General features: G+C 63.5%; 12 protein-coding genes and 2 pseudogenes. 5 read left to right on the forward strand and 9 right to left on the reverse strand.

The features are described from left to right. Positions 1 to 86: 86 nt before the first annotated feature. The 3 genes from E5E96_RS14810 to E5E96_RS14820 all read right to left on the reverse strand — a co-directional run bounded on the left by E5E96_RS14810 (position 87) and on the right by E5E96_RS14820 (position 2,848). Positions 87 to 1,910, reverse strand: a complete 1,824-nt coding sequence (locus E5E96_RS14810; RefSeq protein WP_171282488.1) for a SulP family inorganic anion transporter — start codon at positions 1,908 to 1,910, stop codon at positions 87 to 89. Positions 1,911 to 1,980: 70 nt separating this feature from the next. After that, positions 1,981 to 2,601: a nucleotidyltransferase family protein gene (locus tag E5E96_RS14815; RefSeq protein ID WP_171282489.1), complete on the reverse strand. Its 621-nt coding sequence runs from the start codon at positions 2,599 to 2,601 to the stop codon at positions 1,981 to 1,983. Next, a complete protein-coding gene (locus E5E96_RS14820) occupies positions 2,591 to 2,848 on the reverse strand; it encodes a GNAT family N-acetyltransferase (protein WP_011705401.1) in 258 nt (85 codons plus the stop codon). Before E5E96_RS14820 ends, E5E96_RS14815 begins: the two co-directional genes overlap by 11 nt. 134 nt (positions 2,849 to 2,982) lie before the next feature. On the opposite strand from E5E96_RS14820, the pseudogene cysM reads away from it, so the two are divergent. After that, positions 2,983 to 3,886, forward strand: a pseudogene (cysM, locus tag E5E96_RS14825) (cysteine synthase CysM). Positions 3,887 to 4,052: 166 nt separating this feature from the next. After that, entirely contained in the window at positions 4,053 to 4,334 is a 282-nt protein-coding gene (locus E5E96_RS14830; RefSeq protein ID WP_029303477.1) for a hypothetical protein, read from the forward strand. 33 nt (positions 4,335 to 4,367) lie between these two features. Here the strand turns inward: E5E96_RS14830 and E5E96_RS14835 are convergent. From E5E96_RS14835 to E5E96_RS14850, 4 genes and pseudogenes are all read right to left on the reverse strand, one after another. Then, positions 4,368 to 5,551: pseudogene (locus E5E96_RS14835) on the reverse strand (iron-containing alcohol dehydrogenase). A gap of 17 nt (positions 5,552 to 5,568) precedes the next feature. Next, complete coding sequence (locus E5E96_RS14840; RefSeq protein WP_029303475.1) at positions 5,569 to 6,084, reverse strand: SCP2 sterol-binding domain-containing protein; 516 nt, start codon at positions 6,082 to 6,084, stop codon at positions 5,569 to 5,571. Continuing rightward, on the reverse strand, positions 6,065 to 6,667 hold the full coding sequence (locus tag E5E96_RS14845; protein WP_041216624.1) for a TetR/AcrR family transcriptional regulator: 603 nt from the start codon (positions 6,665 to 6,667) through the stop codon (positions 6,065 to 6,067). The genes E5E96_RS14840 and E5E96_RS14845 overlap by 20 nt, the downstream gene beginning before the upstream one ends. A 10-nt stretch (positions 6,668 to 6,677) precedes the next feature. Further along, on the reverse strand, positions 6,678 to 8,108 hold the full coding sequence (locus tag E5E96_RS14850) for a coniferyl aldehyde dehydrogenase (protein WP_171282490.1): 1,431 nt from the start codon (positions 8,106 to 8,108) through the stop codon (positions 6,678 to 6,680). Positions 8,109 to 8,319: 211 nt separating this feature from the next. Between E5E96_RS14850 and E5E96_RS14855 the strand changes: the two genes are divergently transcribed. Continuing rightward, positions 8,320 to 8,613, forward strand: a complete 294-nt coding sequence (locus tag E5E96_RS14855; protein ID WP_005299095.1) for a hypothetical protein — start codon at positions 8,320 to 8,322, stop codon at positions 8,611 to 8,613. Positions 8,614 to 8,671: 58 nt separating this feature from the next. On the opposite strand, the gene E5E96_RS14860 is transcribed toward E5E96_RS14855, so the two are convergent. Then, the gene (locus E5E96_RS14860) at positions 8,672 to 9,121 is read right to left on the reverse strand and encodes a C40 family peptidase (RefSeq protein ID WP_011705408.1); all 450 of its coding nucleotides are present in this window, start codon (positions 9,119 to 9,121) and stop codon (positions 8,672 to 8,674) included. A gap of 854 nt (positions 9,122 to 9,975) precedes the next feature. Between E5E96_RS14860 and ahh1 the strand changes: the two genes are divergently transcribed. Then, entirely contained in the window at positions 9,976 to 11,841 is a 1,866-nt protein-coding gene (ahh1, locus tag E5E96_RS14865; RefSeq protein WP_171282491.1) for a hemolysin Ahh1, read from the forward strand. 65 nt (positions 11,842 to 11,906) lie between these two features. On the opposite strand, the gene E5E96_RS14870 is transcribed toward ahh1, so the two are convergent. After that, a complete protein-coding gene (locus tag E5E96_RS14870; protein WP_011705410.1) occupies positions 11,907 to 12,815 on the reverse strand; it encodes a hydrogen peroxide-inducible genes activator in 909 nt (302 codons plus the stop codon). A gap of 146 nt (positions 12,816 to 12,961) precedes the next feature. On the opposite strand from E5E96_RS14870, the gene E5E96_RS14875 reads away from it, so the two are divergent. Further along, positions 12,962 to 13,564 carry a peroxiredoxin C gene (locus tag E5E96_RS14875; RefSeq protein WP_005299113.1) on the forward strand — a complete coding sequence of 201 codons (603 nt, stop codon included), beginning with the start codon at positions 12,962 to 12,964 and terminating at the stop codon, positions 13,562 to 13,564. The last annotated feature ends 52 nt before the right edge of the window (positions 13,565 to 13,616 follow it).

Consider the following 13,616-nt stretch of genomic DNA (forward strand, 5'->3'; position numbering starts at 1 on the left):
AAGCGGGGGCGAGGCGCAATCGTGGCGGTCACCAAGCAGGGGAAGAGCGCACGGGCCCTGCCGCCATGGGCAGGGCCCGCTCGGGATCAGGCCGGGGTGGCGCCCGCCTCCTGTTCGCTTGGCAGGGTGAGGCGCGCCGAATCGGGCAGGGCGTCATCCTGGGGCCAGCGCGAGAGAATGGCCTCGGTGGTGCTCTCCACCACCTCATCATCCCTGAACACCGGCTCGCGGTAGCAGCGGGTCATGCGCAGCGCCTGATACATGTCGGGGCAGAGGATGATCCCCTCGTCGCCGACCCGGATCCCGGCCTGCTTGAGCCACAGGCTCATCTGGCCGTGGCGGCCGGCCATCACCATGTGGATGCCGCGCCGTTTCAGATCCTTGTGCAGCTCCCCCAGCATGCTCATCACGCTGATGTCCTGATGGGTGAAGCAGGCGACCGCATCCACCACCAGGCATTTGGGACTGTGGGGATCCTGCACCAGCAGCGCCAGTACCCGCCGCTTGAAGTAGGGGGCGTTGAAGTAGGTGAGCGGCGAGTTGAAGCGATAGACCAGGATGCCGGGAATGGCCTTGGCCTGTTCGTTGTCCCCCAGGGTGCGCACCACGCCCTCGTCGTCCATGCCGAGCAGCTGGTCGGTGGGGCGCATCACGTTGCGCAGGAACTGGAACAGTCCCAGCAGCACCGCGAGGGTGATGCCCGGAATGACCCCCATGGCCAGCACGCTGATGAAGGTGATGAGCGCCAGCCAGAAGGCGGAGCGATCGGAGTGGCGCAGGGCCCACAGGCCGCGAAAGTCGGTGAGGGACAAAGACGCCATCACCAGCACCACGCCGAGGGCGGCGGTGGGGATGTATTGCAGCGGCGCCGTCAGGTAGAAGGTGACCAGGGCGATGACGGCGGCGGCGATGATGGAGACCAGCTGGCTCTTGCCGCCGTTGGCGTCGTTGACCGCGGTGCGCGAATCCGCGCCGCTGATGGCAAAGCCCTGAGAGGCTGCCGCCGCCAGGTTGGCCATGCCGAGGGCCCGAAACTCCTTGTCCGCATCGATCTCGTAGCCGTTTTTGGCGGCAAAGCTGCGGGCGGTCAGCATCATGGAGACGAAGCTCACCATGGCCAGGTTGAGCGCCGGCAGCACCAGTTCCCGCATCAGGCCGGGGGGAAACTCCGGCATCTGGAAGGCGGGCAGGCCCGAGCCGATGGCGCCTAGAGTAGCGATGCCGAACTGGCCGAGATCGAGCGCCCACACCAGTCCCGCCGTCACCACCATGGCCACCATGGAGGAGGGCCAGGCCGGCTTGAAGCGCTTGGCCAGCAGCAGGGTGAGCAGGGCGGTCAGGCTCATGGCCAGGGTGGGCAGATGGGTCTGGGTGATGTAGCTGGCACCGCCGGCGATCCGCTCGATGAGGTAGCGCTCGCTGAAGGTGAAGCCGAAGATCTTGGAGAGCTGGCCCACCATGATGGTGATGGCCACCCCGTTGAGCAGCCCCATCAGGATCGGGCGGGAGAGAAAGTCCGCCAGCACCCCCAGCTTGAAGCGGCTGGCGATGAGGCACCAGAAGCCGGTCATGGCGGTCATGGTCATCACCAACTGCCAGTGGCGGGTGGCATCCCCGGCGGCGAGCGGGGTCACCACGGCGGCGATCACCGCGCAGGTGGCGGCGTCCGGGCCGACGATGAGCTGGCGGGAGGTACCGAACAGGGCATACACCAGCATGGGCAGGATACAGGAGTAGAGGCCGACCAGCGGCCCCACGCCGGCCAGCTCCGCATAGGCGATGGCCACGGGCAGGGCCACGGCGGCCACCGACAATCCAGCGCGCATATCCGGCATCAGCCAGGCCCGCTGGTATTGCAGCAGGGCGGCGAGGCCCGGTAGCCAGCGTTCGAGTGAGAAGAAGTCGCGCATTATTTAACCCATTGAGTTACAAACAGCTTTTCCTTAGTGTGCCCAAGGTTATCGAAACATTGCAATCAGGTTATGGCCAGTTCACCACCAGGTCAGGCCAGAGTTGTTGCCACCCCTTGGCCTTGACCCGCTCGGTAAAGACCCGGCGCTCCTGGCGGCAGCGCGGGTTGGGATCCACCAGCAGGGACCAGTTGGGGGCAAAGCCGTAGGGGGCCAGCCACTCGAATGAATCGTCTGCCAGCAGCCGGACTCCGATGCAGGTGGGCACTTCCACCCAGTGGCTGAGGGCCGAGAGCGAGCTGGTGAACGGGGGTACCAGCTGGCGCACATGCATGCGGGCCTGGTTGCGCACCTCCCACTGCTGGCCCGGTATCCTGGCGGCGAGCCAGGCTTCGTGTTCGGCCTCCTGCAATCCAGCGGGATCAGCACTGTCCAGATAGATAAGATCGATGTCGTTGAGGGCGGTCGGCACCGATTTATGGTGCAGGTGATCCCAGATGAGGTTGCGGATAAAACCGGCCCCCAGCGCCCAGTCGGGCAGTGCCAGTTCACGGGCTGCCCGCAGGCAATCCATGCGCTGATCATCGGCCCGCAGCAGGGCTTCGGTCTGTGCCTGCAGGTCGGCTTCCAGGGCGCTCTGGCGAGCGTGCGAGGCTGGCGTGCTGTGACGCGTCTGGGTGTCAGCCGGCATTGCGGCGCAACCAGACGTCGATGTAGCTACAGCTCGGCACTATGGTGAGCCCTTCTGCCTGGGTCCAGCTGTAGAAGGTGCGCGCCAGCTGATCGGCGATCCCCTGTACCCTGAGCTCGGGCGGGACGAAGGTGCTGTAGGCGTCGATGGTCTTGGCGTCGAGCCGCCGGTAACGCAGCCTGGACTCCTTGCCATCCACCACACAGATGAATTGCTGCTGGTTGGCCTGATGAATGATCTCGCTCATGCTTGCTCCTCGGTACGGGGGATGGGGTTATCTGACCATGTTGGCGCCCCTTTGCCAACTGTTCGGGGTCGCTTACACTGCGAGCCCGGCCGGGTACATACCCGCTAGCCAAGGTATAGAACAGTTCACGAAGGATGGATCCCATTATGGCTTTTGCCACGCTGGAAGAGTTGATCGGCAATACCCCCCTGCTGGCGCTGCGTCGCATCAATCCCCACCCCGGTGTCACCCTGCTGGTCAAGCTGGAGGGCAACAACCCGGCCGGCTCGGTTAAGGACAGGCCGGCGCTGAACCTCATCAAGTGTGCGGAGGCGAGCGGTCACTTAGCGCCTGGGGCCCGCCTCATCGAGGCCACCTCCGGCAACACCGGCATCGCGCTGGCCATGGTGGCGGCGGCGCGGGGCTACCGGATGCGGCTCGTCATGCCAAATACCATGAGCCAGGAGCGGCGCGATGCCATGCAGGCCTACGGCGCCGAGCTGGTGCTGGTGGAGGGCGGCATGGAGGCTGCGCGCGACCTCGCCCTGGCGATGCAGGCGCGGGGCGAGGGGCTGGTGCTCGATCAGTTCAACAATCCGGCCAACCCGGATGCCCATTACCTCTCCACCGGCCCCGAGATCTGGGGCCAGAGCGAGGGGGCGGTCACTCACTTCGTCTCGGCCATGGGCACCACGGGTACCATCATGGGGGTCTCCCGCTACCTCAAGGAGCAGAACCCGGCGGTGCAGGTGATCGGCCTGCAACCGGCCGAAGGGAGCCAGATCCCGGGGATCCGGCGCTGGCCCGCGGCCTATCTGCCGGCCATTTTCGAGCCTGCCCGGGTCGATCGGGTGCTGGACGTGACCCAGCAGGAGGCGCTCGCCATGATGCGCCGGCTGGCGCGGGAGGAGGGGATCTGCTGCGGGGTCAGCTCGGGGGGGCCGTGGCCGGCGCCTTGCGGGTGACGGCAGAGATCAAGCAGGGGTGGTGGTGGCCATCATCTGCGATCGGGGGGATCGCTACCTCTCCACCGGGGTGTTCAGCGACGAGCAGGTGTAAGAGTGCTGCGTCAGCGCGATGATTAACGTGACATTTATCAACAGCTTGCTGATACATTGCACTGTGTACCCCTTGTAACAATCAACCCTGCTGGCAGGGTTGATTCCATTTGCCTCCTGTTTGACACTCGGCGCCCTTGGTTGACCGATGTAAACAGGAGCGTCCCATGATCTTGCCTTCCTCTCTTCGTCTTTCTCTGTTTGGCCTCTGTCTGGCCACGGCGGGTTGTACCGTCGAACCCTATGCCTATCAGTGCGGAGACAAGCAGTGCTCGGTGATTGATCACCAGGGGCAGAAACACGAGCGTCCGCTGGACGAGGTAAAACCCGTCTGGGAGCGCAAGCAGGAGCGGGAAGAGGCCGTTCGCCGCAACAAGGAGTCCATCTGGCGTGAAAAAGCGCCCGAGGAGCGCGGCAACTACGGCGCTGGCGCCACCATCAGCTGGTAACAGGAGGCCCCGCGATGCGGGGCCTCTGTCTGATTACTCCCAGGCCAGCTCGAGCAGGCCGAGCAGCTGGGTGCGGTCGGCATCCTTGCGGTTGTAGAGCAGGGCGCCGTCGTTGATGGCGAGATCGCGGATCTCGGGCAGCAGCGCCTTGTCGGTGACGCCGGCCTCGCGCAGGGTGCGCGGCAGCTTGACCGCCTGCCACAGGGTATCGCGCAGCGCCTGCAACGCCTCTATGGCGGCCTGGGCCCGTGCGGCGGCCGGGGTTGCGGCAAAGCGCTCGGCCCCCACCAGCGGCAACAGCAGGCGGGCCAGCTCAGGGTCGATGCCCGGCCGGTTGTAGTCGAGCACGGTGGGCAGGAAGAGGTTCATGCACAGGCCGTGGGGCAGGTGGCAGCGGGCTCCCAGGCTGTGGCCGAGGGCGTGCACCAGTCCCACCATGGAGTTGGAGAAGGCCATGCCCGCCAGGGTGGAGCCTTCCGCCAGCTGCAGCCGCAGCCGCTTGTCCTGCGGGTTGCTCAGCACCTGGGGCAGGGCATTGGCGATCTTCTCCACCGCCATCAGGGCCAGGGCGTCGCTGACCGGGTTCTTGGCATTGCCGATGAAGGCCTCGATGGCGTGGGTCATGGCATCCATGGCGGTGGCCGCCGTGATGTTGAGAGGCAGCCCCTGGGTGAGGCGCGGATCCAGCACCGCCAGCTGGGGCAGCAGGAAGGGGGAGGTAAAGGGCACCTTGCGCCCGCTCGCCTCGTCCTTGATCACCGCCACCAGGGTCACTTCCGAGCCGGTGCCCGCCGTGGTGGGCACCACCGCCAGCGGTTGCAGCGGCCGGGTCAGGCAGCCGGCGCCGGCGTAATCCAGCAGCCGCGTCCCCCCATGGAGGCGAGAATGTTGACCGCCTTGGCGGTGTCGATGACGGAGCCGCCGCCCAGCGCCACCAGGCTGTCACAGCCGAGCTCCCGATGACGGGCCGCAATCCGCTCTACCACGGCGGTGGAGGAGTCGGCCGGGATCTCGTCCCAGATGGCGGCCACCGGCAGCTCCCCTTCGGCCAGTACCCCGGCCAGCAGGGTGGCGAGGCCAGTGCCGCTGACCCCCTTGTCGGTGAGCAGCAGCGGCCTGCGTGCCCCCAATCCTGCCAGCTCGCCGGCCAGTTGCTCCAGTGCCTGCTCGCCCGCCATTAGTTTGACCGGACAGAAAAAATCGTAATAGCGACTCATGGTGCTCATCCTCTCGTTCAGCCGGTCAACAGACCCAGGTAGATGTGGCAGGCCCGGCTCAGCTTGTGGCGCGGGCTCGGATAGTGGCGCAGCAAGGGACGGGCGATGAAGGCCGGCAGGATCAGCGCCTGCAGCTGCTCCAGCGCCCGCACCAGGTGCATGGCGACGGTGAGATCCCCCTCCACCAGCAGACGGTTTTCGCTGAACGCCTGATTGACCCCGAGCCGAAAGCTGAGGGCGCGAAAGGCGATGGCAGGATGCTTGAAGCGCACCCGCAGCGGATGCAGCCCGCCGGTGTCGGGTGCGGGGCCGCTCTGCCAGCGGCCGGCCGCCTTGTGGATGGTCAGGCCGTGGGCCATGCCGCTCACCTCCAGCCGGATGGTGAGCCCGTCCGGCAGGGGGGCGAGCTCCTGGCGCACCGCCTCGTCGATGCGGGCGGCGCGGCACAGGGTGCGGCCGATGATCCAGAGCAGGCAGCTGATCCAGAGCCGGCGACCCAGCGCCGCCAGGGAATCAAGGTGTCGGTTGTGCATAGGCGTGAACTCCCGAGATGGCGGACCAGAACAGGGCGAAGGCGCTGGCTTGCCAGTGGCCGTCCCGTCCCAGTTCAGGTTGGTCGACAAACAGCGAGGCGCAGGCCAGGAACTGGCCCTGGCACACCTCCAGCATCAGGGCCGGTGGAGCTTGCATCAATTCGCCGCTGGCCTGGCCCTGGGCCAGCAGGCGGGGTAGAAAACGCAGGGTGTCGCTCAGGATCTGGCTGCGCAGCGGGCGAGCCAGCAGGGGTGAGTGAAAGAAGCCCAGCACGAACTTGAGCTCGTGGGGGTGGGCCTGCATCCAGGTCATCGCCTGGCTCCAGTAGTGGCGCGCCTGCTCCTGGAGGGGCAGGGCGGCGTCGGCCTCGGTGATGGCGGCGCCAAGGCGCAGCTTGATGTCCTGATAGAGGCTCTGGATCAGCACCTCCTTGCTGGGAAAGTGGTGAAACAGGGTGCCGTTGGCCACCCCGGCTGCCTTGGCGATGCGGGCGGTGGCGGCGCCCTGCAAGCCATCTTCGGCGCACAGAGCAAGGGCGGCATCCAGGATCTGGCGGCGCTTGTCGGTCACGGGTGTGTTCATGCTGGTCTCGTCAGCGCAAAAACAGGGCCATCATCAGCCGCTGGTGCCAGCGCCGATAGGGAGGGTGCACCATGGTGCCGGTGCTGAAGCGTCCCCGGCTCAGCACGGTCTTGGCCTTGGAGAAGGTGAGAAACCCCTCGTGGCCGTGGTAGTGGCCCATGCCGGAGGCGCCAATGCCGCCAAAGGGCACGTCGTCGGCGGCCACCTGGAACAGGCTGTCGTTGATGGCCATGCCGCCGGAGTGGGTCTCCCGGATCACCTTGTGCTGCAGGGCGGGATCCAGGCTCATCAGGTAGAAGGCGAGCGGACGGGGCCGCGCGGCTATGTAGGCGAGCGCCTCGTCCAGCGAGTCATAGGGCACGATCGGCAGCAGCGGGCCGAAAATCTCCTGCTGCATCAGCTGGCAGTGGCTGGGCACTTCGGTCAGCAGATGGGGCAGCAGGCGGTGGGCGCCATCGTCCCGGGCCGGGCTGCCACAGGGGTGTATCTGGGCGCCTGCCCGCTCGGCTTCGGCCAGCCAGCTGGTGAGCCGTTCATACTGGCGGCCATTGATGATGGAGCCGTAATCCGCGCTGGCCAGCCCCTGGGGATAGAGGCGGGCGAAGTGATCGCGATAGGCCTCGACAAAGGCCTGCTCCTGACCGCGCGGCAGCAGCACATAGTCGGGGGCGACGCAGATCTGGCCGGCGTTGAGGCTCTTGCCGAAGATCATCCGCTCCACCGCCAGCGCCAGCGGCATGTCGGGGGCGATGAGGCAGGGGCTCTTGCCGCCGAGCTCCAGGGTGAGCGGGGTGAGCTGGGGGGCCGCTGCGGCCATCACCAGCCGGCCCACCGCGGTGGAGCCGGTAAACAGCAGGTGATCGAAGGGCAGGGCGCTGAAGGCAGCCGCCACCTGGGCGTCACCTTCAATCACCATCACCTCGCGCTCGTCGAAGACGCCGTCCAGCAGCTCGCGCAGCACCCGGTTGGTGTGGGGGGTGAATTCGGAGAGCTTCAGCATGGCGCGGTTGCCGGCGGCGATGGCGCTGATGAGGGGGCCGAGGCTCAGCATCACCGGAAAATTCCAGGGCACTATGATGCCGACCACCCCGAGTGGCTGATAGAACACCTCCACCCGGGCCGGCGCCAGCAGCAGGCCGGTGTGGCGGCGGTGCGGGCGCATCCAGCGCTTGATCCGTTTCTGGGTGTAGTTGATCTGCATGACACAGGGGAGGATGTCGGCAATCATGCTGTCGTAGTCGCTGCGCTGGCCATAGTCTTTGGCCAGGGCATCGCACAGCGGTTGCTTGTAGGCGATCAGGGCGCGCTTGAGCTGGCTGAGGTGGGCTCTGCGCTCGCTCAGACTCGGCATGGGATGTTGCTGACAGGCGTCTCTGAGTCTGGCCAGTCTGGCCGGCAGCGACAGCTTGTCGGTGGCCTCCTGCAACTGCATCGCTTCCATGGCATACCCCGCTGGTTAGGGACCGACTGATTGGTCGGTCTAAATCTAGCGTCTTGTTAACTGGCTGTAAAGTTTTGCCCGTTGGCTTAGGAAGGGGCGCGGATGACTCACCCGGCGACTGTGCTGGCCTCCACACTTTCGTGGATTTGGGGTTGGTGAATTATCCAATAAGGGGTAGTTTTTGGCTATCAACCGACAAGGAGAGAGTGTTATGACCAGGGAACTGAACAGCTTGTTGGCCCGCCTGGAAGATGTGGTCGAGCGGATGCCGGATTGCTTCAACACCTATGAATTTGCCCAGAAGCTGGCGTTGCAGCATCAGCGCGAGTTTTTTGCCGCGGGTCACTCCCTGGCCGAACAGGAGGGGCGCCTGCTGCGGGTGCTGCACGAGAAGATTGCCGAGGCCCTGGCTGGCAGTGACAAGGTGATCGAAGGAGCGCTGTTGCCCTGCGTGACCCCCTGGGGTGAGCGGGCCACCTCGCCGCGCTGGCATCGCAAGCACTGAACCATCCGTTGAATCAACAACAACAGGGCCCGTTGCGGGCCCTGTTGTTTTATGGCGGTCACTGGGTGAGGCGGCGCGCCTGCCAGTAGCGGCTGTTCCAGTAGACGTTGTCGAGGCGCGAGCGGATCACCCCCTTGCTGGTGGAGGCGTGGATAAACTCCCCGCCGCCGGTGTAGACGCCGACGTGGTATTGCTGCCAGCCGGTCTTGAAGAAGACCAGATCGCCGTGCTGTAGCCGGTAGCGATCGACCGGTCGGCCCAGATTGGCCTGGGATTCGGTGGTTCTGGGCAGGTTGAAGCCCATCACCTGCTGGTAGGCGAGCTGGGTGAAGGCGGAGCAGTCGAGGCCGGCCCGATCCGAGCCGCCCATGCGATAGGGCACGCCGCGCCACTGCTGATAGAAGCCTTCAAAGGCGCTGCTCTGCTGGCGCGGCGGGGCAGGCTCGGGTGTGCTGGAACAGGCGGCCAGCAACAGGGCCAGCAGGGGTAGCAGCCATTTGCAATCCATGGGGGCTCCTTCGAGACGACAACGTCTCCATCATAAACGGGGTTCGGGGCTCGAACATAGCCTTGCTTGCAAGAAACAGCCTCTGGCTACCTCAAAAGAGGCGAAAATGCAGAGGGTTATATTATTATTTGTATTCATTTGAATAATGTTTGGCGATTATCTTGAATGAGTATTTCAATATTAAAGTAGTTATTCCAATCAGCCTTGTTATGAAATGATAATTAACCTTGTTGACGCCGCCCCGTGATCTGTGTCACGTTCTGTCTCAGGGTTAATTCGTTATGATAGCGCCATCAAATAAATGGCAAGGGACCCCGCCATTTTCACCGCCAATATGATGGCAGCACCACAAGATATCTCTGGGTATATTCCCGCAACTGGTTCACATAATAATATTCGGCCAATGACTGGCGTCGGCTGACAATATCACCAGACAGAGGAGGGCCATCCCATGATATCCGGTCCATAGCAGTGAGTGTTCCCTCGCACCAGGAGGCCTGCGGTATCAGGCTGTCGCACCATCGTTCAGGCCGATGGGCGCTACCGCCAAGCCAATGGGCACGGTGCGAGATGCAAGGCGCAGTCAGGCGACCTTGAGGGAAGATTGCCATCAGAGCGCGATTCCCGTGTAATAGCATCGGCGCATGCCGAATCATCCACCTTAGATCGCATCGCGATCCTTGTTCTGTCAACAATAAATGCATTCGCCGCCACGCTGTTAATTCACGGCGAGAATAATGAATGTCATGACAGGCAAGCAGAATAACGCCCCGAAATATAACCGTGAATAATATGGTTATGCCGTATTCGTTCATTGTTTAAATAGCTTGGCGTGATTCGACAAGGAGATAACAATGAAAAACAAAAAACCACGCAAATTCATCACGCAAGCCCCCACTCTCAGTCTGCTCGCGCTGGCCTTGTTGGCAGGCAGCGTGCAAGCCGAAGATATTGGCGAACGTACCGACCAGGGCACCGCCATGCTGGCCAGCCTGCAATCCGAACAGGGGCTGATTTACCTCAATGCCGACGTCTGGCTGAAGGGGCAGGGCGCGACGCCGCTCATGACCCGGGATCAGCTGCGTGAGCGGGTGCTGGCACGGGGCGAGCGCCTGTTCATCGATTTCAGCGCCGTCACCGACAAGAATGAGCGACAGCAAGCCAGAAAAGCCATGGAGCAGCTGACCGGCATCTCTTTTGATGCGGACTGGGTGCTGGTGTCCGGCTACAAGGGGGAGTTGCTGTTCACCCCGCTGGGAGGCGTCGATGACCCGGCCTTCTATCAGGTGATGGATCGGGTCGAGAGCCTGGAAGGGCAGGGCAAGCGCCACAAGCGCTCGCTGACCCAGCCGCCCGCCGCCGAGGCCGGCCTGCCCCACGTGGCCTTCTACCTCAACGTCAACCGCAAGATCAGCGATGCCGAGTGCACCTTCCCGCGCTCGCGCACCTGGAGCCGGGGCGATCGGCTGTTCTGCGATTCGCCGAACATCTCGCTGGTTTACCGGGTCAACCTGGAGCGCTCCCTGCAATTTGGCAACACCGGCTCCGCCACGCCGGATGCCAAGATAGTGCGGATCTCGCTGGACGAAGAGTCGGCCGGTGCCGGTATCCAGCTCAACGAGGATCTGAGCTGGAGCGAGAACATCGCGGACTACCTGCTGCTGGATGGCTGGGCCCGCGACTATGCCACCGATGCCATCGCCCAGGATTATCGCTTCAGCATCGAGGCGTCCAACACCAAGGCGGCGGTGCTCAAGAGCCTGCCGACCAACCTCAACAGCAAGTACGAGCATCGCGAGATCTCGGGCTTCGAGGTGGGGGTGACCGGCGGGGTCGAGGTGAACAAGGATGGGCCCAAGGCCAAGCTGGAGGCGTCGGCCAAGTTCAGCCAGCAGCGCCAGCTGGCCTACAACACCCAGGATTACCGGGTCGAACGCTCGGCGCCGAGCGCCCAGAAGGTGAGTTTCAGCTGGGTGCGCGATCAATACGCGACTGCGGAGTCCCTGCTCTCCTCCAAGACGGCCACCGTCTGGGGCATGGGCTACGACGTGGATCACAACCGCATCCAGCCGCTCAGCTACAAGGGGTTCGTGCCGAATCTGGACGTCATCTACAAGGCCGCGCCGGACGAGACGGGCAGCACCGAGTTCAAGATCGACTCCTCGGTCAACATCCGCCCCATCTACACCGGCATCTACAAGCACTACTACGTGGTGGGGGCCCATGTCTCCTTCCAGGGCTTCGAAGATACCGACAAGCGCAGACGGGTGACGGCGTCCACCAGCTTCAAGGTGGACTGGAACCACCCGGTGTTTACCGGCGGTCGCCCGGTCAACCTGCAGCTGGGGGGCTTTGACAACCGCTGCCTGAGCGCAGATGCCAACCATGGTCTGAGCGCGGTAACCTGTGACGAGACCTCGGCCGCCCAGTCCTTCATCTATGACCAGTACGGCCGCTATGTCAGTGCGCAGGATACCCGCCGCTGCCTGGACGGCAACAACCTCGGCCAGCTGCAGAGCTGCAGCCTGAGCCTGGGTCAGCGCTGGGAGTGGAAAGCGGACAGCGATGCGCTCAGCAACCTGAGTGCCCACCAGCTGCTGGGTCATGACAAGCAGAGCGGAGCGCTGGGGCTCTACGACGAGAACGGCAACCCGCAGAATGTGAGCGTACGGACCCTGACCTCCTACACCCGCATCTTCGGGCCACCGACCAGTCACTGACGAGCAGGGCCTTGCGCCCAAGACAACAACGCCGGCAAGTGCCGGCGTTTTTTATGGGTGGCGGATCAGGCCTTGTTTTCGATGAGCGGGGCGAGCAGCTCCGCCAGCTTGTAGAAGGTCTGCACCCGGGTGGTGCTGGGGCGCCACACCAGCCCGATCTCGCGGTAGGGGTGCTCACCCGGCAGCGGGATGGCCACCAGATCCGTGTTGTCGAGGATGCCGGCATCGATGGCCATCTGCGGCAGGAAGGTGGTGCCGAGCCCGGCGCCGACCATCTGCACCAGGGTGTGCAGGCTGGTGGCGGCAAACGGGTTGATCTTGCTCTTGTCCCGCAGCCGGCAGGCGCTCACCGCGTGTTCGGTGAGGCAGTGTTCCCGCTCCAGCAGGAAGATGCTCTGGTTGGGCAGCTCCTTGTAGTCGAACGGGGTGTGCAGGCTGGCCGCCATGCTGGCGGGCATCACCATGTGGAAGGGATCCTGGCCGACCGTCTTGCAGTGAAAGCCGCCGATCTCCACCGGCAGCGCCAGGATCAGCAGGTCGAGCTGACCCTGTTCCAGCTGCTTGAGCAGGTTGGTGGTGGTGTCTTCACGCAGCAACAATTCCAGCTCAGGATAAGTCTTGCCGCACACCTGCAGCAGCTTGCTGAGCAGGAAGGGGGCGATGGTGGGAATGCAGCCAAGGCGTACCGTGCCGTGCATGACGCCCCCCTGATGCTGGCCGAGCTCCATCAGATCCCGTGCATCGGAGAGCAAATTGCGAGCTCGCTCGACGATTTCCATGCCGACCGGGGTCATAATGAAGCTCTTGTGGTCCCGTTCCACCAGTTGCAGGTTCATCATGTCCTCCAGCGTCTGGATCCCGGTACTCAGGGTCGACTGGCTGACATGACAGGCCTTGGCGGCGCGGTTGAAGTTCTTGTGCTCGTCGAGAGCAACCAGATATTGCAGCTGTTTCAGGCTGGGCCAACGTTGCATAGGAAAACCCGATTAATGCTATCTATTTAATTTGATTTAACTAATCTACCATCGGGGCTATAGTTTGTCGCTTTAATTAGACGGACTTGGCTCTAGGTAGCCTGATCCTGACAGGATTGTTCACTTCACATAAAGAGGAATTGAATATGGTATTGGTAGGCCGTCCCGCACCCGATTTCACCGCTGCTGCCGTTCTGGGCAATGGCCAGATCGTTGACTCCTTCAACCTGGCATCCCACATCAAGGGCAAGGCAGCCGTCCTGTTCTTCTATCCGCTCGATTTCACCTTCGTCTGCCCGTCCGAGCTGATTGCCTTCGATCACCGTCTGGAAGAGTTCAACAAGCGTGGCGTGGAAGTGATCGGTGTCTCCATTGACTCCGAGTTCTCCCACAACGCCTGGCGCAACACCAAGATCGAAGACGGCGGCATCGGCCCGGTCAAGTACCCGCTTGTTGCCGACATCAAGCACGAGATCTGCAAAGCCTATGACGTCGAGCACCCGGAAGCCGGCGTGGCATTCCGTGGCTCCTTCCTGATCGACAAGAACGGTGTCGTTCGTCACCAGGTTGTCAACGATCTGCCGCTGGGCCGCAACATCGACGAGATGCTGCGCATGGTCGACGCCCTGCAGTTCCACGAAGAGCACGGCGAAGTGTGCCCGGCTCAGTGGGAGAAAGGCAAAAAAGGCATGACCGCCTCTCCGGACGGCGTTGCCAAATACCTGTCCGAGAACGCTGCTTCCCTGTAATCGGGTCGGCAAACCGGATAGTGAAAAACCGATGCCCAGGCATCGGTTTTTT

The sequence above is a fragment of the Aeromonas sp. 1805 genome (assembly GCF_013085525.1).
GTDB lineage: Bacteria > Pseudomonadota > Gammaproteobacteria > Enterobacterales > Aeromonadaceae > Aeromonas > Aeromonas hydrophila.

What these genes read in the sequence shown, in the direction of transcription:
- E5E96_RS14875 (WP_005299113.1), top strand. Translation starts at nt 12,962, where the DNA reads ATGGTATTGGTAGGCCGTCCCGCACCCGATTTCACCGCTGCTGCCGTT.
- E5E96_RS14860 (WP_011705408.1), bottom strand. Translation starts at nt 9,121, where the DNA reads ATGGATTGCAAATGGCTGCTACCCCTGCTGGCCCTGTTGCTGGCCGCC.
- E5E96_RS14815 (WP_171282489.1), bottom strand. Translation starts at nt 2,601, where the DNA reads ATGCCGGCTGACACCCAGACGCGTCACAGCACGCCAGCCTCGCACGCT.
- ahh1 (WP_171282491.1), top strand. Translation starts at nt 9,976, where the DNA reads ATGAAAAACAAAAAACCACGCAAATTCATCACGCAAGCCCCCACTCTC.
- E5E96_RS14810 (WP_171282488.1), bottom strand. Translation starts at nt 1,910, where the DNA reads ATGCGCGACTTCTTCTCACTCGAACGCTGGCTACCGGGCCTCGCCGCC.
- E5E96_RS14820 (WP_011705401.1), bottom strand. Translation starts at nt 2,848, where the DNA reads ATGAGCGAGATCATTCATCAGGCCAACCAGCAGCAATTCATCTGTGTG.
- E5E96_RS14840 (WP_029303475.1), bottom strand. Translation starts at nt 6,084, where the DNA reads ATGCACAACCGACACCTTGATTCCCTGGCGGCGCTGGGTCGCCGGCTC.
- E5E96_RS14870 (WP_011705410.1), bottom strand. Translation starts at nt 12,815, where the DNA reads ATGCAACGTTGGCCCAGCCTGAAACAGCTGCAATATCTGGTTGCTCTC.
- E5E96_RS14855 (WP_005299095.1), top strand. Translation starts at nt 8,320, where the DNA reads ATGACCAGGGAACTGAACAGCTTGTTGGCCCGCCTGGAAGATGTGGTC.
- E5E96_RS14845 (WP_041216624.1), bottom strand. Translation starts at nt 6,667, where the DNA reads ATGAACACACCCGTGACCGACAAGCGCCGCCAGATCCTGGATGCCGCC.
- E5E96_RS14830 (WP_029303477.1), top strand. Translation starts at nt 4,053, where the DNA reads ATGATCTTGCCTTCCTCTCTTCGTCTTTCTCTGTTTGGCCTCTGTCTG.
- E5E96_RS14850 (WP_171282490.1), bottom strand. Translation starts at nt 8,108, where the DNA reads ATGGAAGCGATGCAGTTGCAGGAGGCCACCGACAAGCTGTCGCTGCCG.